The organism is Pedobacter folensis (assembly GCF_056490665.1).
On sequence record NZ_JBWJIF010000002.1, the window covers coordinates 794,292 to 816,261 of the forward strand.

Below are 21,970 nucleotides of genomic sequence, written 5' to 3' on the forward strand. Positions count from 1 at the left end.
GCGTTAAACTGGTGTTAACTTATTTCTTCTCCGCGATATATTTATCGCTGAATTTTTTATCCAGTTGTTTATGTAAATTATCCAGGTTGATATCTCTCCCCTGAATAAAAGCCTGCTCCACCTTGTTGGTGCGCATATCTAAAGCATCACCAGCAGAAATAAAGAAAGTGGCGTCTTTGCCCGTCTCAATACTACCTGTGGTTTTATCTACACCCATGGCTTTGGCCGCATTTAAGGTAATGGTTGATAAGGCTTTTTCTTTATCTAAGCCCCAGGCGGTAACCGTACCCGCCATAAAAGGCAGGTTGCGCTGTTGCCAGTAACCATCAATACTCAATACCACATTTAAACCAGCGTTGGCTAATACTGCCGCGTTTTTGTAAGGCATATTAACATCATCGTCATTGTTATTGGGTAAAGCATGAGGCTGTTTCACCACCAGCGTAATATTGTTTTCTTTTAAGAAATCGATAATCAGATAAGCTTCATCTGCACCGGTGATTACTGGTGTGATGCCAAACTTCCTGGCAAAATTAACTGCCGCAACGATATCCTTCTGGCTCTCCGCCGCGATGAACAATTTTTCGTTACCCGCGAATACTTTTTTCATTGCTTCGAAACGGGTATTAATTACTTCTGGTTTACCCATTTCCGAATAGGCATTGGCTTCGGTAAAGAAGGAGGTTAGCTGTGCAATGGCTGCCTGTGTTCTTTCGGCTAAGCTTTCCGGCGATTGCTGTGGACGGCCGAAACCACCAAAGCCACCCCTAAAACGTGGGGTAACCGGCCAGGTCATGTGCATGGCATCGTCGGTTTTAAGCGCTGCATCTTCCCAGTTCCAGGCATCAAGCTGCACCACTGATGAGCTGCCCGACACTGTGCCACCCTGAGGGGTTGGTTGTGCCATTAATACGCCATTGCTGCGTAATGTTGCCGGAACTTTCGAATCGGTATTGTAAGCGACTATAGAACGGATGTGCGAATTAAAATCGCCGATTTCCTGAAAATCCAAAGTTGCTTTAACGGCTTCAATTTCTGTTAAACCCAGATTGGTGGTTGCAGCAATAAAGCCTGGGTAAATGTGTTTACCTGTAGCTACAATGCGCATAACATCATCTTGTGGTACCTGTCCGTTGGCGGTAACCGAAATAATTTTCCCGTTCCCAAAAAGGATGGTGCCGTTTTCGATCACAGTTCCGTTGCCTACGTGTACGGTTGCACCCGTAATGGCGATGGTTTTACTTTGCTTTTTAGCTGGCGAAATGTTTGCCTGCGCAAAACACATCAGGCTTGTTGCCGATAAAGCCAGACTGAATAAATATTGTTTAGTGTGCATGTTCTTTCTCGGTTAATTCTGCTGAATAGTTTTCTAAAGTTTCGCAATTGTACAGGCGTGGGGCATCACCCATTGGGCGTTGTGTACGGCTACCTTTGCTTTTACTCTCTAACATCTTTTGGATCAGACGTGCTTTTTCTGCCTGCTGTGTTTTAATTACCTGTGCATCTTTTTCGATATCCCAGTAAGCAATACCATCTACAAAAGTTTTCTCTGCCCTGGCATAAATAGAAAGTGGATTAGCGGTCCAGATCACTACATCGGCATCTTTTCCTGCTTTTAAACTGCCCACTTTATCGTCGATGTGCAGCATTTTTGCCGGATTTAAGGTTACAAACTTAAAGGCATCTTCTTCAGGAACATTACCATATAATACCGATTTACCTGCTTCCTGGTTTAAGTGACGGGCCATTTCTGCATCATCAGAGTTGAAAGCGGTAGTTACGCCAACGTTATGCATGATTTTTCCATTGTAAGGAATCGCCTCGGCCACTTCGTTTTTATATGCCCACCAATCAGAGAAGGTTGAGCCCGCAATGCCGTGTGCTTTCATTTTATCGGCTACTTTGTACCCTTCTAAAATGTGCGTAAAGGTATTAATCTTGAAGCCTAAGCTATCGGCTACATGGATTAACATGTTAATTTCGCTCTGTACATAAGAGTGGCAGGTAATGAAACGTTTGTTGTTCAGAATCTCCACAATGGCATCCAATTCTAAATCTTTACGTACACTGTTCCCTTTTACCGATAAAGCTTTTTGGTATTCTTTTGCGCGGGTAAATTCATCTACAAAAGTTTGCTCAACACCCATACGGGTAACCGGGAAACGGGCACCTGTACCGAAATTACTTTGTTTCACGTTTTCACCCAGGGCAAATTTAATGAAGCCGTCAGCGCCTGCAAATTTCAATTCCTCCGGCGATTTCCCCCAGCGCAGTTTAATCAATTGCGATTGACCACCAATCGGATTGGCCGAGCCGTGCAAAATTTGTGAAGTGGTTACACCACCAGCAAGCTGGCGGTAAATGTTTACATCTTCGGAGTTGAGGATATCAGCAACGCGTACTTCAGCAGAAACCGATTGTGCACCCTCATTAATACCACCAGCACCTGCAATGTGCGAGTGCTCATCAATAATACCAGCGGTTACATGTTTGCCGGTAGCATCGATCACTTTTGCGCCGCTTGCCGACAGGTTTTTACCAACCGCTTTAATTTTTCCATTTTCTAAAAGTACATCCGCATTTTGGAGTATTCCATCTTTTTCATTCGTCCAAACGGTGCCGTTTTTGATTAAAACCGTTTCTTGCTTTGGAAGTTCCGTGCTTCCGAAGGCTGAGAAAGGATAAATCACGGGGCCTAAAGCCAAAGTAGTTTTTGGTTCTTCTTTTTTAGGTGTTTCTTTCGCTGCTTCTTTATAGGTTGCGGTAAACTTTCCGCTAGTACCATCGGCCAGCGCCGATTCGCCTTTAATCGTAACCGGGTTTGCCGAAGTGATGTAACCACTTAAACGAACATCACCTTTTGGGTTCTTCTTTAAATTGAAATTAATACTTACCCAATCGCCGTTTCTGGTAAAAGTCGCCGTAGTTTTTACACTATCTACACCAGTTCTTTCAATTGCAGCGGTCGAACCGCCACCTGTACCCGTAATTTTTAGGGTCAAGGCGCCAACACCATCAATATTTAGGTTGTAGGTGCCACGTATATCACCCACATCCATTTTGTTTACAATGAAACGTTTGCCCTGTACCCAGTTTTCGAAAATAATGTTTCCGTTTTTGAACAGGTTATCAGAAGAGATTAAAAAGTTGGCTACTTTTCCTTTTTCCAATGAGCCTACCTTATCGCCAATGCCCAAAAGTGAGGCAGGGATTTCGGTAACCGATTGTAAAGCTTGTTTTTCGGTCAGGCCATTTTCTATCGCTGTGCGGATATTTGCCCAAAAATCGCGGCTGTTTTCTAAGCCAAATGCCGTTAGGGCAAATTTGATTCCTGCCTTTTCTAAACTTGCCGGATTGGTTGGTGCCAGTTCCCAGCCCTTCATTTGCGATAAACTTACGTTTCTGGCTTCTGCAGGATCTTCCACATCATATGCCTTAGGGAAAGTTAAAGGAATAATTAAACTTGCACCTGTGGCTTTAACCTCATTTATCCGCTGGTATTCATCGCCGGTCGATTTAATGATGTATTTCTTGCCAAATTCTTTACCGATTTTATCCGCACGGAGGATATTCTGCCATCCATCTACTTCGAAAATTTGTGGAATGGTTTGTTGCTTGCCAAATTCATCTAACGAGATATTATACTCGTCTTTTTGTTTGCCATACCATTGTGCATCATAATAGGTTTGGCGTAATAAAGCAATCGAACCCATTAACGAAGTCGGGTAATCGTTTGACGATGTTCCTTTATTGAACGAATAATTTGCTGCGGTCTGGTCCTTTAAAAATACGCTGTTATCTGCGCCTTCATTTAAAGTTACAGCTGCCGAAACACCACGCGCTATACCATCGCGGTTAATTACGTTTACACTACCGAAGCCTACCTTACGTAGTTCATCTGCTTTTTTACTGTCGGTAGAAAAAATGTTTTTTACATAAGTTTCTGGCCGGATAGATTCGTTCCATCCATAAGCGCCTTTTTTGGTCGATACGAAAATAGATTGTCGCTGACCTCCGAAACCACGCTGTTGTGCAGGCACTTCGCTAAGGCCATAACTGCTAAAGGCATCAATTAAAGATGGGTAAACAAATTTTCCTTTAAGATCGATTACAACATAGCCTTTAGGTACGGCTAAACCAGCACCAACACCTTGAATGGTTTGTCCTTTGATTAAGAGTGTGGCATTTGTAAGGGTTTGGTTGGCATTAACTACTATGGTTGCATTGGTAAAAGCAAACATTCCGGGTCTGGTATCAAAAGAACCGTTAACAGGAAAGGAGGTTTGCTGTGCAAACAGAAATGTAGTAGAAAATACCAGCCCAATGGCGAGTAAAATTTTCTTCATAATAAGTTTAGTGTTTAATTTGTTTAAAACTAATATAAATAAGCGTTCATTCTGCTGAATATCCTATTTTTTACAATTAATGTCTATTTTTGACTAAACATATTTGATAAAAATGTACAACATCTTAAAATCTGCGCACTCCGGATGGCGCTACATCGTATTAATTCTACTGGTTATTGCTGTAATCAATGCTTTGTCGGGCTGGTTTGGTAATAAAACTTACACGGAAGGTAACCGCAAGCTGAATGTATTTACACTGATCAGTGCACACATTCAGTTGTTGATTGGTCTGGTATTGTATTTCTTGAGCCCCTTAACCAAATTGCCAATGAGCGATGCTATTGGTCGCTACTTTAAGGCTGAACATACCGCTATGATGATTATTGCAATTATTTTAATTACGGTTGGTAATGCTAAATCGAAAAAAGTGGCTGATGCTGTTGCAAAGCACCGCACCATTGCCGTTTTCTTTGGATTGGCGTTGATCCTGATCATTGTTGCCATTCTGTTGATGGTTAAAGCTGTGCCGGGAAGATCGTTTTTTGGGGTATCATAGGCAGAGCGCCAGGGGTATGGCGCAAAAGTGTAGTAAATGAGGATAATTTTATGCGATAATCGACTTTGAACTGCCGATTAGCGAATTCCGACTGAATTTATTTTCATTATTATTTCCATTTTTCAAAATTCTTTATATTTTTGTTGCTCATGATCAACAATATACATACATGGCTTTGGCAAAGTAATTCGAATGAATTGCGCTGGCTGCGTATGAACAAAATATAGTTTATCAACCTAAACCTTATTAAAGAACCATTAAAGCCCGGCGTAGAACCACACGCCGGGCTTTTTATTGTTAAAAAATACGAAATGAAAACCTTAAGCCTTGTAGCTTACACCATTTACCTTTATCATGTATAAAATTAATACGACTTACAAAAAAATGCTTGCCGATACCACAACGCCAGTGAGCATTTATTTACGCTTACGTGATGTGTATCCTAACAGCATCCTGTTAGAAAGTTCTGATTACCACAGTAGAGAAAACTCAATGAGTTTTGTTTGTGCCGATCCTGTTGCCGGAATTATTTTAAAAGGATCGCGACTGGAGACTTATTTCCCCGATGGCGCTGTAGAGATTACTGAAAGTAAAAACCTGATTGAAGAAATTGCCGATTTTAAAGATAAATTCAGCGAAACGGAATTGCCGGAGATCAAATTTATTTCGAGTGGTCTGTTTGGCTATTTTACCTGGAATGCTGTACAGCATTTTGAAGATATCAAATTTACTTCCGAAACGCCCGAAGGTGAAGAAATTCCGGAAATGCAGTACCACCTGTATCGTTATATTATTGCCATCGATCACTTCAAGAATGAAATTACGCTTTTCAAAAATACTTTCGAAGGAGAAGAAGAGGGAGGCCTGGAAAAAATGGAATACCTGATCCAGAATAAAAATTACCCTGAATATAAGTTTCAACTGCGTGGGGAGGAAAGTTCGAACCTAACCGATCAGGGTTTTATGGATTTGGTAGAGAAACTGCAAAAGCATATTTACCGGGGTGATGTTTTTCAGATTGTACCTTCCAGAGCATTTAAGCAAGCCTTTTCTGGTGATGAATTTAATGTTTACCGTTGCCTGCGTTCGATAAACCCATCACCTTATCTCTTTTATTTTGATTATGGCAATTTTAAACTGTTCGGTTCTTCACCCGAAGCGCAAATTACCATCAAAAATAATTCAGCCAATATTTTCCCAATTGCTGGAACCTTTAAACGCAGCGGAAACGACATTGAAGATGCAGAACAGGCCCGTAAATTAGAACAAGATCCTAAAGAAAGTGCTGAACACGTTATGCTGGTTGATTTGGCCAGAAACGATTTAAGCAGACACTGTAACCGCGTAGAGGTAAAGTCTTTTAAAGAGGTACAATACTATTCGCACCTAATCCACCTGGTAAGTAAAGTGAGCGGTCATTTGCAGGAAAACGTAAGTGCTTTTAAAGTTGTTGCCGATACTTATCCGGCAGGTACCCTAAGTGGTGCGCCAAAATACAAGGCCATGCAGCTGATTGATGAAAACGAAAAACTGGGCAGGAATTTTTATGCCGGTGCAATTGGTTTTATGGGTTTCAACGAAGATTTTAACCATGCCATTATGATCAGGACTTTTATGAGCAAGAATAACGAACTGCATTATCGTGCAGGTGCGGGTATTGTGGCCGATTCTGTTCCTGAAACCGAAATGCAAGAGGTGAACAATAAAATTGCAGCGTTGCGTAAAGCGGTGCAAATGGCAGAGGGGATTTAGGTGAGGTATAAAATGGATGATGTGAGATGGAAAATGTAAATAAAGATATAATGGAAGATATAAATAAGAAAACTGTCCTGGTAATTGATAACTACGATAGTTTTACCTATAATTTGGTGCATTTAATTAACGAGGTAGGCTACGAAGCGGAAGTTTGGAGAAACGATAAATTCGACCTGGCTGATGTAGAAAAGTATGATAAAATTTTACTTTCTCCAGGTCCGGGTATTCCGGAAGAGGCCGGATTGTTATTGGATGTAATCAGAACATATGCACCAACGAAGAGCATTTTTGGGGTATGCTTAGGCCAGCAGGCCATTGCTGAAGTTTTTGGCGGTACTTTATTAAACTTAGGCAGGCCCATGCACGGCATTGCGACACCAGTAACTGTTGTAGATGGTGATGAACCTTTGTTCTGGGAATGTCCGCAAACCATAAATGTTGGCCGCTATCACAGTTGGGTGGTGAGTAAGGATAACTTCCCATCGTGTTTAAAAATTACAGCAAGAGATCATAAAAGTGAAATTATGGCATTAAGACACGAAACTTTAGATGTTCGTGGTGTACAGTTTCACCCTGAAAGTGTATTAACGGAGTACGGAAAGCAGATGATGGAAAACTGGTTAAGTAGTAGTACAACTGTATAAAATAAATTCATCCGGTCGTCATCCTGAACTTGATTCAGGATCTTACTGGGATTAGTTAATGATTAGATGCTGAAACAAGTTCAGCATGACGGATTAGTAAAATGAACATATTAGATAAAATCGTATTACGTAAAAAGGAAGAAGTTGCAGCTGCTAAAGCTTTGGTTTCTGTTCAGGATTTAGAAAATTCAGTGCATTTTAAAAGAACGCCATATTCTTTTAAAGAATTTTTATTGGCAGCAGACCGCACCGGGATTATTGCCGAGTTTAAGCGCCGCTCACCATCCAAAGGTTTAATTAATGGTGTTGCTGATGTTGCCGAGGTAACACAGGCTTATAACGCAGCGGGTGCATCTGCGCTTTCGGTTTTAACCGATGTGGATTTTTTTGGGGGTAAAACCGACGATATTCTGGCGGCCAGGGCTGCCAACCATATTCCAATCTTAAGAAAGGATTTTATGATTGACACGTATCAAATCCTGGAAGCGAAAGCCTGGGGTGCTGATATCATTCTGTTGATTGCTTCCATATTAACCCCTCAACAGATTAATGATTTCGGGAAGTTTGCAAAAGATTTAGGATTAAATGTGCTGTTAGAAGTGCATAACCTGGAAGAGCTGGAGCGAAGCATCTGCCCAAATTTGGATGCTATTGGTGTGAACAACAGAAACCTGGGCGATTTTACGGTAGATATTCAGACCTCCTTTGACCTGGTGAATAAAATCCCAAATGAATTTTTAAAGATTTCGGAAAGTGCGATTAGCAATACACAAACGATTAAAGATCTAAAGGCAGCAGGTTTTAACGGGTTTTTAATTGGCGAGAATTTTATGAAGACTGATGATCCCGGTGTTGCAATAAAGGAATTTGTAGCGCAGATATAGGCTCGTATCTTCGATTAGTCGTCATTGCGAGGAGGAACGACGAAGCAATCTCAATGCGCTGAATTAGTTAGCGATTGCTGTGAGATTGCTTCGTGCCTCGCAATGACGATCATCCTATTCTAGAAAATTCGATAAAAACTTTTATTGCATCCACATGGTTTGTTAATGGATTTACACGTTGGCAAATTCGTATATTTGCCTTAATTACATGGGAAAACAAAAATTTTATGATACTGCCATTGTGCAGGAGCGGGCAATTTTAGTTGGAGTGGTTACACCCGGCGAAAAAGAAGCCCAAACAAAAGAATATTTAGATGAGCTGGCCTTTTTGGTAGATACAGCTGGGGGGAAGGTAGAGAAGGTTTTTACACAGAAAATGCTGAAACCAGAGCGTGCTACATTTGTGGGTACCGGAAAACTGGAAGAGATAAAAGCTTATGTGAAATCGGAAGAAATTGATGTGGTGGTTTTCGATGATGAATTGTCGCCATCGCAACTGCGTAACATCGATCGTGAGCTTGGCGTTAAAGTTTTAGATCGAAGCAATCTGATCCTCGATATTTTTGCCAACAGGGCCCAAACTGCACAGGCAAAAACACAGGTAGAACTGGCACAATTGCAATATGTTTTACCCCGCTTAACGGGTATGTGGACGCACTTGGAACGCCAGAAAGGTGGTATCGGGATGCGTGGTCCGGGTGAAACGCAGATAGAAAGTGACAGGCGTATTATTTTAAATAAAATCTCTTTGCTAAAAGAGCGTTTAAGAAATATAGACCGGCAGAACGAAACGCAGCGTAAAAACCGTGGCCAGTTGATTCGCGTAGCTTTGGTAGGCTACACCAACGTGGGTAAATCGACCATCATGAATATGCTATCGAAATCGGAAGTGTTTGCAGAAAATAAATTGTTTGCAACTCTGGATACGACGGTGCGTAAGGTGGTGATTGAAAATTTGCCTTTTTTGCTTTCTGATACGGTAGGGTTTATCCGCAAATTGCCTCACCATTTGGTAGAATGTTTTAAATCTACCTTAGATGAAGTGCGTGAAGCCGATTTACTGATCCATGTGGTTGATGTTTCGCATCCTAACTTCGAAGATCAGATTAATACGGTTAACGAGACGTTGAAAGATATTGGCGCAATTGATAAGGACATGATTTTAGTTTTTAATAAAATTGACGCTTATGTTTCGCCAGAAGTTGATGATGAAGAGGATGATGGCAAGCTGACTTTAGAAGACTTTAAGAAAAGCTGGATGAGCCATGATAAAGTACCTGTATTGTTTATATCGGCTACAGAAAAAGAAAACCTAGAAGAGTTTAAAACATTATTGTACGATAAGGTTAAAGCTGCACATGTAGCAAGATATCCGTATGATAGTAATTTGTTATATTAGATTAAATTCCGTCTTTGCGATGCGCAAATAAACCTTAAAGGTTTTTAAGCCCTAGAAGGTTTCATCATAAAGGCAATAGATAAATACATTATGGAAAGTAAACGTCAGCAGAAATTTGCAGGAGTATTACAAGAGGAGTTAGCACAGGTTTTTCAGCGTGAAGGTGCTGCATTTTTGCCTAATACATTGGTAACCATTACCCGTGTTCGGGTTTCGCCGGATTTGGCAGTGGCTAAAGTTTACCTGAGCTTTTTTAATACCAATAACACCACACTTTCTATCAATACGGTTAATGCGCATTCGGGCGAGATCAGATATAAACTGGGCAGCAGAATCCGCCACCAGGTTAGGGTTGTGCCAGAACTTACTTTCTTCGTAGATGACACCAACGAATATGTAGAGCGTATGGACCATCTATTCGATAAGATTGCAAAAGAACCCCGACAAAAAGACGAAGACAGCGAATAATCTTTGTGAGGAAGCTAAGGGAACCCGTAAATTTCTTCACTCATTTTATACCGGCATTAATTGCAATTCCGGCAGGCTATATATTGCTTCAAAAATGCAATACTCCTATTGAATATACGGCTGCCTGGATTTATAGCATTGGCACTTTTATCCTGTTTGGCGTAAGTGCGATGTATCATGGCTATCCGGCTACTGATTATGGTGTACGCTTTTGGCAAAAATTCGATCATTGCTGCATTTATTTAATGATCTCAGGATCGTATACGCCAACAGCCTTGCTGGTTTTTGATGGCTGGCTAAGGTGGAGTTTGTTTGCTATCGTATGGATTATCGCTATGGTAGGTTGTCTGCTTAAAATCTTTAACCGATTAAAGAGCACCGCTATTTCTTTATCTATTTATATTTTAATGGGCTGTTTGATTGTGCCTTTGCTACAAAAAATGCTCGGTTCACTACCTGTTGGTGCAATTTTCTGGTTGCTGTTTGGTGGTATTTTTTACATTGCCGGAACTTATTACTACGCAAAGGATAAACAGCTGTTCAGGTGGATGCACAGTCATGAGCTTTGGCACTTGTTTGTAATCGGAGGAGCCTTATCTCACTATATTTATAATCTCGTTTATATATTTAAATAGGTGACTAATGCAAACTTTCGAGCAGCTTATCCGGTCAAATGCTTCGTCGATCCACAAGGTGGTTGATTTTGATGTAAAACGTGATCAGCTTTTAGCTTTAGATTTTACAGCAACCAATACCGAGTTAACGGATGAAATTTTGGATAATACCGATTTGTTTTCGGCCTGGGTAAATGAAAAATTGGCTGATAATAATGCCCGTTACGGAATTGGTGGCTATGATGAACACCGTACCATATATTCGCGAAGTGCTCATTTTGATGCCGCCGAAGAGCCCCGGAGATTGCATTTAGGAATAGATATTTGGGGTCCGGTTGGAACACCAGTCTACAATTTTTACGACGCCACCGTTCAAAGCTTTGCCAATAACGATAACTTTGGCGATTACGGCGCAACCATTATCCTGGTTTATGAAATAGATGGATTTAAGTTTAATGCGTTATACGGGCATTTAAGCCTGGCTTCGTTAAATGGACTTAAAGAAGGTGAATTTATTCCTGCCGGGGCTAAAATTGCAACGTTAGGCCCAAAAGAAGAGAATGGTTACTGGCCGCCACACCTTCATTTCCAATTGATCAAAAATATGGAAGGATTAAAAGGGGATTACCCGGGTGTTTGTAAATTTAGCGAAAGGGAAAAATACCTGGCAAACTGCCCCGACCCGAATTTGATTTTGGAGGCTACGTTTTTTTAACCGCAAAGGATACGAACTTATTATAAGAGTTCAATTAATAATATCTCTTTGAGAAATATCCTTAAAATATTTAATCCTTGCGTCGTCCCTTTCGATTCATCTGAGGGGCTTGCAGCAGGAAAGATGCTGAAATAAATTCAGCATGACGACCGCATTAGTTCCGTGGCAAAAAAACTCCTTCTTCCTCTGCGAAAAACTTTGTGTTCTTTGCGGTTAAACCTGAATAAACCGTAAATTAGTATGATGAAAAATCTGTTCACCCTTTGTTTGCTTTTCTGCTGCTCGCTGGCCATGGGCCAGGTTCAGTTTAAATCAGGTAAAAGTGGTTTTACAAACTTTTTAAGAGAGAATACGATTTATCCCCAGTTTTCGAAAGATAATTGTATCCAGGGAACAGTAAATGTGAGTTTTAAGCTCGATGGCCAGGGTAAGGTTTACTTTTCGAAAATTAGTAAAGGAATTTTGTCTGAGCTGGATGAAGAAGCCTTGCGATTGGTGCGTTTAAGCAGCGGTAAATGGCAGGTTCCGGCTGGTTACGATACTACAGTTTCGATTGTTGCTCCGGTTAATTTTAAACTTTCGGGCTACAATTGCGAAGGAAAATCGAGTGAAGACATTCAAGAAGCCATCCGTACCTATCTGGCTGAAGAAGGTTTGACCAATTCTGTCATTAATTTTTATAAAAATATCGATCAGGCAAAACCCGGGCAAGAGGCTCAAATTATTGCCATTAAAAACCAGCTGGGCATTGATGATGATTATCTGGACGACCGGATAAAAATGGGTCTGAAAAAAATAAAACAGGGCGATAAACAAGGAGCCTGCGAGGATTTCTTATTTGTTAAATATATGGGGAGTAAAATGGCTGATGATTATTTAGCAAAGTATTGTAAGTAAATGAAAAACACCAGCAGATTTTTTGCCTTATTGGATATGCTCAGCATCGTATTATTGGCTAAACAGTTTTGGCAGATTTTAACACACCTGAACGAAATCCCCGATCAGATACTTTCGCAGGCCAAGGTTGTTTTATTGCTGCCCTTATTTGTATCACTTTTCGTATCAGCAACAGGTTTAATCTTGTTTAAAAAATTCGGCTTTATCACCTATTACATTCAGTTTCCATTCCGTTTGGTGGTATGGGTATTTTCTATCGGCTTTATTACTTATCTGCCGGAAATATTAAACCTCGGTGAACGTTGGTTTGATATTTTGTTCCGTATCTGTTTTATTGCCGAATTCTTCAGGCTGTATTTTACCATTAGAATTCACCGTTCATTACCTGGTGGCTATCGGGTCTGATACCTCAGGTAAAACCACGGTTATGGCAGCAGGAAGAATTTCTGCTTCAACCGTATTCACCCTGCCAATGTATTCTCCATCAACCTGGAAGTGTGCTTTGTGTTTCGAAGAAATTTTGACTTCAGCAGTTTGAAAAACCTCTATTTTTTTAGGATTGAAAGGCAGTTTGGTGATCCATATTTTTAATATTTCGAGGTAAGAGTAATCTTTTACCAAAACCACTTCAAACAGATTATCGTCTAACTTTCCATCAGGGTTTATTTTTAAGCCAGAACCATACATGGTTGCATTGGCTATGGCCACCATGGCTGCTTTAGAAGTAACGCTTTCATCTTTGAGCTTCAATTGCACTTCCATTCTGCTGTGGTTCCACAAGGCATGCCAGGTGGCTTTTGCATAACCCCACATCCCGCGTTGAGGCAGGCTATCAAATTTCTTTACCAGGTAAGCATTAAAACCTAAATCGGATAAATGGATACAGATTTCATCGTTAAGTTTAACCACATGGATTTTTTGTAAACGGCCTTTATCCAAAATGGCTAACGCCAGTTCAATATCAGTAGGTATGCCTAATTCTTTCGCCATCCCATTGGCCGAGCCGGCAGGGATAATGCCGATAGGGGTTTCGCTATGCAGTAAACATTCGGCCACCAGTTTTAAGGTCCCGTCGCCACCAACGGCCACTACACGATCTGCTTTTGCACTTTTAATCCGCGCCTTTATCTTTTCTAAAGAGCAGTCTTCTGGTAATTCAAAAAGATCGATCTCCGTATTTTTTGCATCGAAATGGGTAGAAATTACTTCCTTCAAGTTAATGTCATGACTGCCTGAGCCTGGGTTGATGATGAATAATAATTTCATTTGGCTATCTTAAGTGTACATCACAAACAACTTTTAATAAACTCTGTTTTAATATTGATGAATAAATCTGTAAGCATTAAAGTATACCATGGCTATGGCCACGCACATAATTTGGTTGTTTATGGTCATGTTTTTAAACGCAAGGCAAAAACACAGCAGGTTTATAGCAACAATCTCTTTGTTAATATTGCACATCTTTTAAAGCTTTTCATCTTAAAACCCTATGCTTTTGTGGAGGTACGTTTGCAATTTTTCGACCAGACGATTTACAATAAAACCGAAGGAGATGGCTTTTTTAAATTCGAATGGAAGGCCGAAAACGATGTGCCTGCGGGCTGGCATTTTGTTAACGTGCAAGCCATTGGTAAAGACGGGACGGTTTTAAGTGAAGGAGAAGGCAGGGTATATGTACCACACATTACGCAGTATGCCTTTATTTCTGATGTGGATGATACCGTAATGATTTCTCATTCGGCAACTATTGGGCGGCGGTTAAGGGAGCTGTTTATCAAAAATCCGCATACACGTAAAACTTTCCCAGAGGCAGCCAGCCACTATCAGCAATTGGCCCTGTCGCACACCGAAGTAAATCAGCCCAATCCCTTTTTTTATGTAAGCAGCAGCGAATGGAACCTTTACGATTATTTGGTCGAGACTTTCAGATTCAATAAACTGCCTGAAGGTGCTTTCCTTTTAAATACATTAAAACGGTGGAAGGATTTAGTTAGAACAGGTAAAACTGGGCATGAAGGTAAATTATTGAGGGTAATGCGGATTTTAGACGTTTTCCCTAATCAGAAGTTTGTTTTCTTTGGTGATAACTCCCAGCAGGATCCCGAAATTTACTCAAGCATAGTGGAGAAGTATCCAAAAAATATCGAAGCAGTATACATCCGTAATATTCGTCCAGAAAAAGAAGCAAAAACAAGACAATTGCTTAAAATGGTCGAAGAGAAAGGGGTGAAGGCATGTTTATTTAATTATAGTGAAGAAGCGATCGAACATTCTAAATTTATAGGCTTGATCCAATAATTTGGAGCGCAGTTGTTGTGCTCATCGGTTTCAACAGTCCCGCTTTCTTTCCTGCCCCGATGAAGTATTGTGGGCATCCATTCAATCGGGGCTAGGTATAGCGTTTTTTGGTAATGGGAACAGGCCACAGTTCAATAAACCCGACAGCAGCGGGCATCCCGATTTAAGCACTGTCTGTTTTGTCTTTTATCGTGTGCTTGCTTGTTTCACAGGTTTCATCGGGATAAAGCGAATGGCGGGGCTTTCGGACCCGATAGACACCGAAGCCTGCTTTTCAAAAAAAAGCTATCGTCATTGCGAGGCTGGAACTGAGCGAGCCGAAGCAATCTTTTGTCATATTTACAATAGAGATTGCTTCGTCGTTCCTCCTCGCAATGACGAATAGGTGGAAGAAACTATCTTGAAGTTTAGGTTTGAATTAAGAAATCGACTTCCCAAACGGTGTAAAAGCTAAATTCATTAATTTAAAATGCTGGCGCCCGAATGGAATACCCACAATGGTAATGCAAAGCAGGATCCCAAAAAATAAATGTGTTAATGCAATCCAGAAACCACCACATAAAATCCAGATCAGGTTCATGATGGTAGACAGGCAGCCTGTATTTGATGAAGTATCGGTGATTTTAACCCCAAACGGAGCTAGGCCTACAATGGCAAATTTAAAACATTGGATACCAAAAGGAATACCCACAATGGTTAGGCAAAGGATTAGTCCCCCGATAATGTATTCAAAGAAAATAAAGATACCGCCAAAAATAATCCAGATAATATTGCCTAAAAAGTTCATTGTATTTTTTAAAGGTTAAGATTTAATATTGGGTATTTTGTTACAGTTCGTCCATGCATTCTACTTGTATTCTTTGTAATTTAGAATTACACACAAAAGAAACACAACATGAAAAAATTAATTCTTGCAGCGGCAATTGTCGCGTGCTTTGGGCTATCTAATGCCAAAGCCCAAAATGTAAACGGCTTTAAATTAAGCGACATCAAGGTAGAATACATTGAGGTAAAACCGATTTACAACGGTGGCGATACCTATATTGCCAGAATAGATTATGGGCAAAAATTCAAAAGAAATAAAGAATTGAACGTAAGAGACGATGATGGCAATGATTTGCTTTTCAATTCTCAGATGGATTGCCTCAATAAACTGAAAAGATATGGTTATGAACTTTTTAATACCTATACCGATCAGATTGATAAGGACAGCAGCAGGCCTGTGTATGTATTGAAAAGGAAATAGGATTTGTTATTGTAAAAAATAAGAAGAGGCTATATTATTAATACCAATTTGTCATCCTGAGCTTGTCGAAGGACTAGCCAAAATATATTGTAAGGCGTTTCGACAAGCTCAACGTGACAGATCGTATTTTTGTAAGATAGCTTCTTCCTTCTAGCACTCAACCTATATAAAATCGAGTGTATTAAATTTTTTGTTCAGGATATCAGCATTGTTTACATCCAGCCATTTATCTAATATGGTGCCATAAACCTGCCTAAAATCCAACTGGTATTTTAAATCGCCGGTATCCAGATCGCCCAAATTAGGCGCAGCATTAAAAATCCCTTGTTTTTTCAATTTTCCACCAAAAACAAACATGTTATTTGCCGTTCCATGATCGGTACCGTTACTGGCATTTTGCTCTACCCTACGGCCAAATTCAGAGAAAGTAATCACGAGCGTATCTTCCAGTTTATTGTTCGATTTTAAATCTTTCAAAAAAGCAGCCATGCCCTCACTGTATTGTTTAAGTAGATTGCCTTGCTGACCAATCTGATTCACGTGTGTATCGAAACCACTTAACGACACATAATAAACCCTGGTTTTTAATCCTGAAGAAATAAATTTAGAAACCGTTTTCAACTGGTTTGCAAAGCCTGAAGTAGGGTAAGTGGATTTAGACTGGTAAATTTTAGATGTATTCTGGATATAATTGGCAGAAGATGAAGTTTCGATCATGGTTTTGTATAAATAACCTAAATTATCTTCATCTAAATGTTCCTTGTCATTCTGCAACATGGCTTTAAAAAACGGATCGTTTGTATTGCGGAACAAAGCCGCAGGATCTTTTAAGGCAATTCCTTTTTTGGTTTGCCCTTTCATGGCCAGAGAAAGTGAGTCGTCAACTTCTATTGCGGTATAGGGAAATTTGCAGGTCTGGCAATTGCTATCTAAATAGCGGCCAATCCATCCGGTTGATAAAAACTGATTGCTATCGCTCCCTGTTTGCCAGATATCCATCGAACGGAAATGCGATCGGTCGGGATTGGGATAGCCAACATCATTGATAATGGTCATCCAGCCTTGATCATAAATTTCTTGCAAGGCGGCCATGTTCGGATTTAGCCCTTGCATATCGTTCAGTTTAATCACCTCTTCAGGTTTAATGGCAATACTTTTTCTTTTTTGATAATAAATATCGTTTCCAAAAGGAATAACCGTATTTAAGCCATCATTTCCGCCAGAAAGCTGTACCACAACCAGGTTTTTATAAAGACTCAGCTCATCAAGTGCCATGGCCTCCAGTGGTTTCATAAAAGCCGGAACGAATAGCGAACCAGCTGCAACAAATCCTGTATTTCTTAAAAAGTTTCTTCTGTTCATCTTGTTAATGTTTTGGTTCACTTGTTCATTAGTCAATAGTTCATTGGTTTGGGCGCTTAGCTAATGGGCTCTTCACCATCAACTATTAACTGTTCTCTAGCACAACTGATACTCGGGCATGCTGGTAATTTCTACTGCCGTACTCCGCAATCCTTTATTATCGCTTACCATCGTTGTGATTTTAGCGTTTAATTTGGGCTGCAATAAAAATTCGGTAAGTTCCAATGGCGTTAATCCCTTTGGTAAGGTATTTAAAAATTTAGGCCAGTCTGCATTTGCGTTTACATACGATTTTGGTTTCATGTTGGCGTTTGCATTGCTGGTAGCTGTCCGGCTTAAGGCAATTACGGCCTCATCTTCAGGATCAGCTTTACCGCTGAAATCGATTTCCCCATCATTTAAAACAAGAGAGGGAATGCGCATCCTTAACATTAACGATGAACTATCAATCCAGCTTTGTCCGCCAGGCCAGCCTGCAACATTAGGTGGGTTAAATAAATATTGTCCCAAACTGCTTTGTAGCTGTATTAAAACCTGCGGTTTGTTGTAGGTAACATAAAACTCGCGACTTAAGCCCACTAAAAATTCGGCTGGTGACTTAATTTTTGTGCCTACATTTTCAGGGCTATAGAACCACTCAGCTGTAAACATTTTTTTCATCATCGAGGCGATGTCGTATTTCGAGTTGTAAAAATGAGTAGCAAGTTCTTTAATGTGCGCCTCGTTTGGATTATCATTTACGAAGAATTTATATACTTTCCGGGCGATAAACTGTGCGGTTTCTGGTTTCTCGAGGATAATATCGATAATGTTTTCGCCTTCAAAATTCCCGATTTTACCAAAGAATGTTTTTGTTCCGGCATCGTGCAGATTTTGTCTGAAAATAAATGAGCCGTCCTTGTCGTACATCCAGCCGGTAAATGAGCGTGCAGACTCTTTAATGTCTTGTTCGGTATAATTTCCCCTGCCTAAGGTGAAAAGTTCCATGAGCTCGCGTGCGAAGTTCTCATTTGGTTTACCTTTTCTGTTCTGCTGGTTATTCAGGTATTGCAGCATTGCCGGCGACTTAGAGACCTCAACCAGTAAAGTTTTAAAGCTCCCTAGGGCATTTGTTCTTTGAATATTGTTTAACTGTTGCGCAAAAAAAGGGTTGTTGCTGCGGCAGGCAAAATGGCCATGCCAAAAGAGCGTCATCTTTTCCCTTAGCGGGGCATCGGTATTGATCATTTTGTTAATGAAAGCAATATTCAGGTCGCGGCTTACTTCGTTTTGCTCGCGCACAATCTGCTGGCGCATTTTCTTTTCTTCATCGGTCAGGTCTTTTTTTGAGTATAAACCCGCCTGAACCAGAAGCTGGCGCTTCGATTCGTAATCGTTCACTAAATTGATGGGATCGTTTTTTTGAGAATCTTTAAGCAGATTATCCACCACCTTATCGATGTTTTTCCTGCTTAATTTTTGTAAGTCTGCATAAGAAACCCCGAAACCCGCCCGGTTATAAAGATGTTTTACTTTTAAGAAATTATCTTTTGCGCTCATAATGGACTGTTTTACAGTATGACATATTTAAAACGCCAGGGTTTAATCTTTGTTTTCTTTCTTATTTTTGTTTATGTTTTTTCAGTTACCAGATGATCACCCGGGCTTTCCTGACCCGGCCTTGGCAGAAGAGGATGGTTTATTGGCTATTGGGGGTGATTTAAGTATGGAGCGGTTGTTAATGGCCTATTCGAATGGAATATTTCCATGGTTTAGTGAAGGTGAGCCCATCCTTTGGTATTCGCCACACGAGCGATGTGTGATTTATCCTGATCAGATCAGGATCAGTAAAAGCATGCGTAAAATTTTAAAGCAGGAAGTTTTCAAGATTACTTTTAACCAGGCTTTTGTCGAAGTGATCCGCAATTGTGCAACTACTGAAAGGAAAGGGCAGGATGGCACCTGGATTACCAACGAAATGCAAGCGGCTTACATCAATCTCCATCAGCAAGGTTATGCGCACAGTGTAGAGGTTTGGCGTGCAGATCAACTGGTTGGCGGCCTCTATGGTTTAAAAGTAAACCGCGTTTTTTGTGGCGAAAGTATGTTTAGCCATGTAAGTAATGCTTCTAAAGCCGCATTGATTTTTTTAAGTAAAATGAATATCGATTTAATTGATTGCCAGTTACCGAACGATCATTTAATCAGCTTAGGCGCCGAAATGATAGACAGAGAAACATTTATGGGTATTTTGAGAAAAGACTAATCTTTATTCTCTAGCGATTGATGTATAGCCCGTTCAATTCTGGTATCAGGTATAAACCAAATGGCCGCAACAATTACATACATCGAACAGCCAATCCATGGGTTTATGAAGCTGAGCCCAATGCCCAATGCATAAAAAACTAACGAAATTTTCCCTTTACTATCGTTGCCTATTGCTTCAACGACAAGCGAATGTGCACCCTCTGTTTTTTTAATCGTGATAACTAAGATTAAGTAAGCAATTGCCGCTAAAAATAATACGATGCCGTAAGCCACCACCGGCCAAAAGGCAAAGTGATTTTCACCCATCCATCCGGCCGTAACCGGGAAAAGTGATAACCAGAACAGTAAGTTTAAATTAGCCCATAACATTGATCCGCTTACTTTTTTTACGGCATGCATGAGGTGATGATGGTTGTTCCAGTAAATACCTACGTAGGTGAAACTTAAAACATAGCTGATAAATTTCGGAATAAGGGGCTTTAAGCTGGCCAATGTATCGCCATGCTCCGGTACTTTAATCTCTAAAACCATAATGGTGATGATAATTGCAATTACGCCATCACTAAATGCTTCTAATCTGCCTTTGTTCATAAAATTCAACGCTAATAATCTGATGCAATTATCCGTCAAATTATCTTATAAAACAAAACCTGCAAGCTTTTGGCCTGCAGGTTCCTTATTGTTGTTTTCTTGTAGCGATAAAATCGCAATTTTCAATAATCCTCTTTACAAACGAGGACTATATTATTGTTTTGTTGAAATTATAATTCTCTAACCCAAATGTTTCTATAACTAATCGCAGGACTTGGATCGCCGTGATCTTGTAATTTAATTGAAGAAGGGCCATGTTTTTTGTATTCAGGAGCACCGATATATCTGGTTTCGCCCTTTAATACAAAACCATTCTGTAAAAGCACGCCGTTTAAAAATACGGTAACACTAGCTGGTTTTTGTACGGTTCCATCTTCGTTAAAACGTGGTGCGTTCCAAATGATATCGTAATATTGCCACTCACCTGGTTTTTTGTTGGCATTAGCTAATGGAATCGCTTGTTTATAAACACTACCTGTTTGTCCGTTCACATAAGTCTTGTTGTTATAAGCATCCATAATCTGGATTTCATAACCATTATCACCGCCGCCGGTTGAGGCTAAAAATACCCCGCTGTTGCCACGGGCCTGACCTTCGCCCGATATGTTTTCAGGGATTTTCCATTCCATGTGCAGCTGGTAATCGGTAAACTTTTTATTCGTTTCGATGTTGCCAGTCCCTTTTTTAACGGTGAAAAATCCATCGTCGATTGTCCATTCGGCTGGTTTAGATGGATCTTTAACTGAATGCCATGCATCTAAATTTCTGCCACCAAAAAGAATGGTTGCATCAGATGGCGCATCCTGAGGCAATTTACCTGGTGTAACAACCTTTGGAACGGGTTCCCAAACCTCGGTTGTTTTTGGGTCTTTGGCAGGATCTGGTTTTTTATCTTGTGCCATCGCTTGCCCTGCAAAAAGCGCAGGAATAAATAATAGTGTATACTTGTTCATGATTGTGGTTTAACTTTTTAAAGTTAACCAGTTTATTAAGAAATGGAAATTTGGTATTTAAAATTTTACCCCAAATCGTCAACAACGTAAGTTTCGCTAATAATTACTTCATCAGGAGCAATGTCTGCACTACGCTGTTCTGCCAAATCGCGCATTGGGCAATAACCTGTAATGCCGCGGTACAATAATCCTGCACCAATTGCGGCTCCGGTTAAACCAATTACCGGATGCGAAAAAATGCTGGTGATACCTTTAAAAAGTAAATATGTTCCTGCCGCGCCAGATAACCAGCGCTCAGATTTTGAAACGTTTTCGAATAATTCCGGATACTTCCAGGCTTCTTTAACGTTATTTACAGCAGTATTAAAATCTTGATTTGTCATGATGGTAGAATTTATGTTCTACTGTATAACAAGTAAGAGGGAATTGAGTTTTGAAAAGAAAATTAAATAGTGGCATTTGCCACGGAGGCACAGATCAACACGGAAAACTTTACTCATTAATGAGTTATAAAACAACACGTCTAATTTCGAGGGATGGCTTTCCGAAGTTTAAAATGAGTCCAACTTTACACCCTGAGCATCGGAGATAATTTAGGGTTTGTGCCATATCCTCGTTCGCGATGCCGCTTTTTGACTTGATTTCTAGTATTACCGAATCGAATATGATAAAGTCGGCATAAAAGCTATGTGGTAATAAAATACCTTTGTAATAAACCTGGTATAATTTTTCTCTTTCGTAAAAATATTCTCTGTTTTTTAGTTCAATACACAATGCATCCTTATACACAATTTCAAGGAAGCCGCATCCCAAATCACTATGGATTTCTAGAGCTGCATTAATAATCAGGTCTGTTTCGTGTTTTAACGGGAAGTTTGATTGCCGGATTTCCATACCAAGTGATTTAATAACAATTTAAACTTATTAACTTGGGATGTAGCTAAAAGTACTGAATCTATAAAAGAATTCAAATCCTGTTTCCGTGCCTCTGTGGC

At 40.2% G+C, this 21,970-nt stretch carries 23 protein-coding genes; 13 read left to right on the forward strand and 10 right to left on the reverse strand.

Annotated elements, in window-relative coordinates:
- Positions 1-19: 19 nt before the first annotated feature.
- Both AC04QZ_RS12010 and AC04QZ_RS12015 read right to left on the reverse strand, forming a co-directional pair.
- The gene (locus AC04QZ_RS12010) at positions 20-1,336 is read right to left on the reverse strand and encodes an amidohydrolase family protein (protein ID WP_478357956.1); all 1,317 of its coding nucleotides are present in this window, start codon (positions 1,334-1,336) and stop codon (positions 20-22) included.
- Positions 1,326-4,346, reverse strand: a complete 3,021-nt coding sequence (locus AC04QZ_RS12015; protein ID WP_478357957.1) for an amidohydrolase family protein — start codon at positions 4,344-4,346, stop codon at positions 1,326-1,328. The genes AC04QZ_RS12010 and AC04QZ_RS12015 overlap by 11 nt, the downstream gene beginning before the upstream one ends.
- A 112-nt stretch (positions 4,347-4,458) precedes the next feature.
- Here AC04QZ_RS12015 and AC04QZ_RS12020 point away from each other — a divergent pair, with 112 nt between their 5' ends.
- From AC04QZ_RS12020 to AC04QZ_RS12065, 10 genes are all read left to right on the forward strand, one after another.
- Positions 4,459-4,902, forward strand: a complete 444-nt coding sequence (locus AC04QZ_RS12020) for a cytochrome B (protein WP_478357958.1) — start codon at positions 4,459-4,461, stop codon at positions 4,900-4,902.
- Positions 4,903-5,256: 354 nt separating this feature from the next.
- Positions 5,257-6,654: an anthranilate synthase component I family protein gene (locus AC04QZ_RS12025; protein WP_230142427.1), complete on the forward strand. Its 1,398-nt coding sequence runs from the start codon at positions 5,257-5,259 to the stop codon at positions 6,652-6,654.
- A 50-nt stretch (positions 6,655-6,704) separates the two neighbouring features.
- Positions 6,705-7,301: an anthranilate synthase component II gene (locus tag AC04QZ_RS12030; protein ID WP_086549485.1), complete on the forward strand. Its 597-nt coding sequence runs from the start codon at positions 6,705-6,707 to the stop codon at positions 7,299-7,301.
- Positions 7,302-7,402: 101 nt separating this feature from the next.
- Complete coding sequence (gene trpC, locus AC04QZ_RS12035; protein WP_478357959.1) at positions 7,403-8,185, forward strand: indole-3-glycerol phosphate synthase TrpC; 783 nt, start codon at positions 7,403-7,405, stop codon at positions 8,183-8,185.
- A 208-nt stretch (positions 8,186-8,393) separates the two neighbouring features.
- Positions 8,394-9,584, forward strand: a complete 1,191-nt coding sequence (gene hflX / locus AC04QZ_RS12040) for a GTPase HflX (RefSeq protein ID WP_086548764.1) — start codon at positions 8,394-8,396, stop codon at positions 9,582-9,584.
- 90 nt (positions 9,585-9,674) lie between these two features.
- Entirely contained in the window at positions 9,675-10,052 is a 378-nt protein-coding gene (gene rbfA / locus AC04QZ_RS12045; RefSeq protein WP_029274533.1) for a 30S ribosome-binding factor RbfA, read from the forward strand.
- A gap of 5 nt (positions 10,053-10,057) precedes the next feature.
- Positions 10,058-10,687, forward strand: coding sequence for a PAQR family membrane homeostasis protein TrhA (gene trhA, locus AC04QZ_RS12050; RefSeq protein WP_478357960.1), 630 nt, complete (start codon positions 10,058-10,060; stop codon positions 10,685-10,687).
- A 7-nt stretch (positions 10,688-10,694) separates the two neighbouring features.
- A complete protein-coding gene (locus AC04QZ_RS12055; RefSeq protein ID WP_478357961.1) occupies positions 10,695-11,381 on the forward strand; it encodes a peptidoglycan DD-metalloendopeptidase family protein in 687 nt (228 codons plus the stop codon).
- A 240-nt stretch (positions 11,382-11,621) separates the two neighbouring features.
- On the forward strand, positions 11,622-12,278 hold the full coding sequence (locus AC04QZ_RS12060) for a TonB family protein (protein ID WP_478357962.1): 657 nt from the start codon (positions 11,622-11,624) through the stop codon (positions 12,276-12,278).
- Positions 12,279-12,683 carry a hypothetical protein gene (locus AC04QZ_RS12065; RefSeq protein ID WP_478357963.1) on the forward strand — a complete coding sequence of 135 codons (405 nt, stop codon included), beginning with the start codon at positions 12,279-12,281 and terminating at the stop codon, positions 12,681-12,683. It begins immediately after the preceding gene.
- Here the strand turns inward: AC04QZ_RS12065 and AC04QZ_RS12070 are convergent.
- Positions 12,660-13,544, reverse strand: coding sequence for a diacylglycerol/lipid kinase family protein (locus AC04QZ_RS12070; RefSeq protein WP_478357964.1), 885 nt, complete (start codon positions 13,542-13,544; stop codon positions 12,660-12,662). The two genes, AC04QZ_RS12065 and AC04QZ_RS12070, sit on opposite strands and share 24 nt — an antisense overlap.
- A gap of 57 nt (positions 13,545-13,601) precedes the next feature.
- On the opposite strand from AC04QZ_RS12070, the gene AC04QZ_RS12075 reads away from it, so the two are divergent.
- A complete protein-coding gene (locus AC04QZ_RS12075) occupies positions 13,602-14,576 on the forward strand; it encodes an App1 family protein (RefSeq protein ID WP_478357965.1) in 975 nt (324 codons plus the stop codon).
- Positions 14,577-14,994: 418 nt separating this feature from the next.
- On the opposite strand, the gene AC04QZ_RS12080 is transcribed toward AC04QZ_RS12075, so the two are convergent.
- Positions 14,995-15,363 (reverse strand): YccF domain-containing protein, encoded by a 369-nt coding sequence (locus AC04QZ_RS12080; protein WP_029274540.1) that lies wholly within the window; start codon positions 15,361-15,363, stop codon positions 14,995-14,997.
- A 108-nt stretch (positions 15,364-15,471) separates the two neighbouring features.
- Here AC04QZ_RS12080 and AC04QZ_RS12085 point away from each other — a divergent pair, with 108 nt between their 5' ends.
- Positions 15,472-15,822, forward strand: a complete 351-nt coding sequence (locus tag AC04QZ_RS12085; protein WP_478357966.1) for a hypothetical protein — start codon at positions 15,472-15,474, stop codon at positions 15,820-15,822.
- Positions 15,823-15,984: 162 nt separating this feature from the next.
- Here AC04QZ_RS12085 and AC04QZ_RS12090 read toward each other — a convergent pair whose 3' ends face one another.
- Together AC04QZ_RS12090 and AC04QZ_RS12095 are read right to left on the reverse strand one after the other, a co-directional pair.
- Complete coding sequence (locus AC04QZ_RS12090) at positions 15,985-17,184, reverse strand: DUF1501 domain-containing protein (protein WP_478357967.1); 1,200 nt, start codon at positions 17,182-17,184, stop codon at positions 15,985-15,987.
- Positions 17,185-17,280: 96 nt separating this feature from the next.
- On the reverse strand, positions 17,281-18,723 hold the full coding sequence (locus tag AC04QZ_RS12095; protein WP_478357968.1) for a DUF1800 domain-containing protein: 1,443 nt from the start codon (positions 18,721-18,723) through the stop codon (positions 17,281-17,283).
- A gap of 73 nt (positions 18,724-18,796) precedes the next feature.
- Here AC04QZ_RS12095 and aat point away from each other — a divergent pair, with 73 nt between their 5' ends.
- A complete protein-coding gene (aat, locus tag AC04QZ_RS12100) occupies positions 18,797-19,429 on the forward strand; it encodes a leucyl/phenylalanyl-tRNA--protein transferase (protein ID WP_478357969.1) in 633 nt (210 codons plus the stop codon).
- Here the strand turns inward: aat and AC04QZ_RS12105 are convergent.
- The 4 genes from AC04QZ_RS12105 to AC04QZ_RS12120 form a co-directional block, all read right to left on the reverse strand.
- Positions 19,426-20,022, reverse strand: coding sequence for a TMEM175 family protein (locus AC04QZ_RS12105; protein ID WP_086548774.1), 597 nt, complete (start codon positions 20,020-20,022; stop codon positions 19,426-19,428). The genes aat and AC04QZ_RS12105 overlap by 4 nt on opposite strands.
- 170 nt (positions 20,023-20,192) lie before the next feature.
- Positions 20,193-20,975, reverse strand: a complete 783-nt coding sequence (locus AC04QZ_RS12110) for a 3-keto-disaccharide hydrolase (RefSeq protein WP_086548775.1) — start codon at positions 20,973-20,975, stop codon at positions 20,193-20,195.
- Between the two features lie 65 nt (positions 20,976-21,040).
- On the reverse strand, positions 21,041-21,358 hold the full coding sequence (locus AC04QZ_RS12115; RefSeq protein WP_086548776.1) for a YgaP family membrane protein: 318 nt from the start codon (positions 21,356-21,358) through the stop codon (positions 21,041-21,043).
- Between the two features lie 124 nt (positions 21,359-21,482).
- On the reverse strand, positions 21,483-21,869 hold the full coding sequence (locus AC04QZ_RS12120; RefSeq protein ID WP_478357970.1) for a GxxExxY protein: 387 nt from the start codon (positions 21,867-21,869) through the stop codon (positions 21,483-21,485).
- Positions 21,870-21,970: the final 101 nt, after the last annotated feature.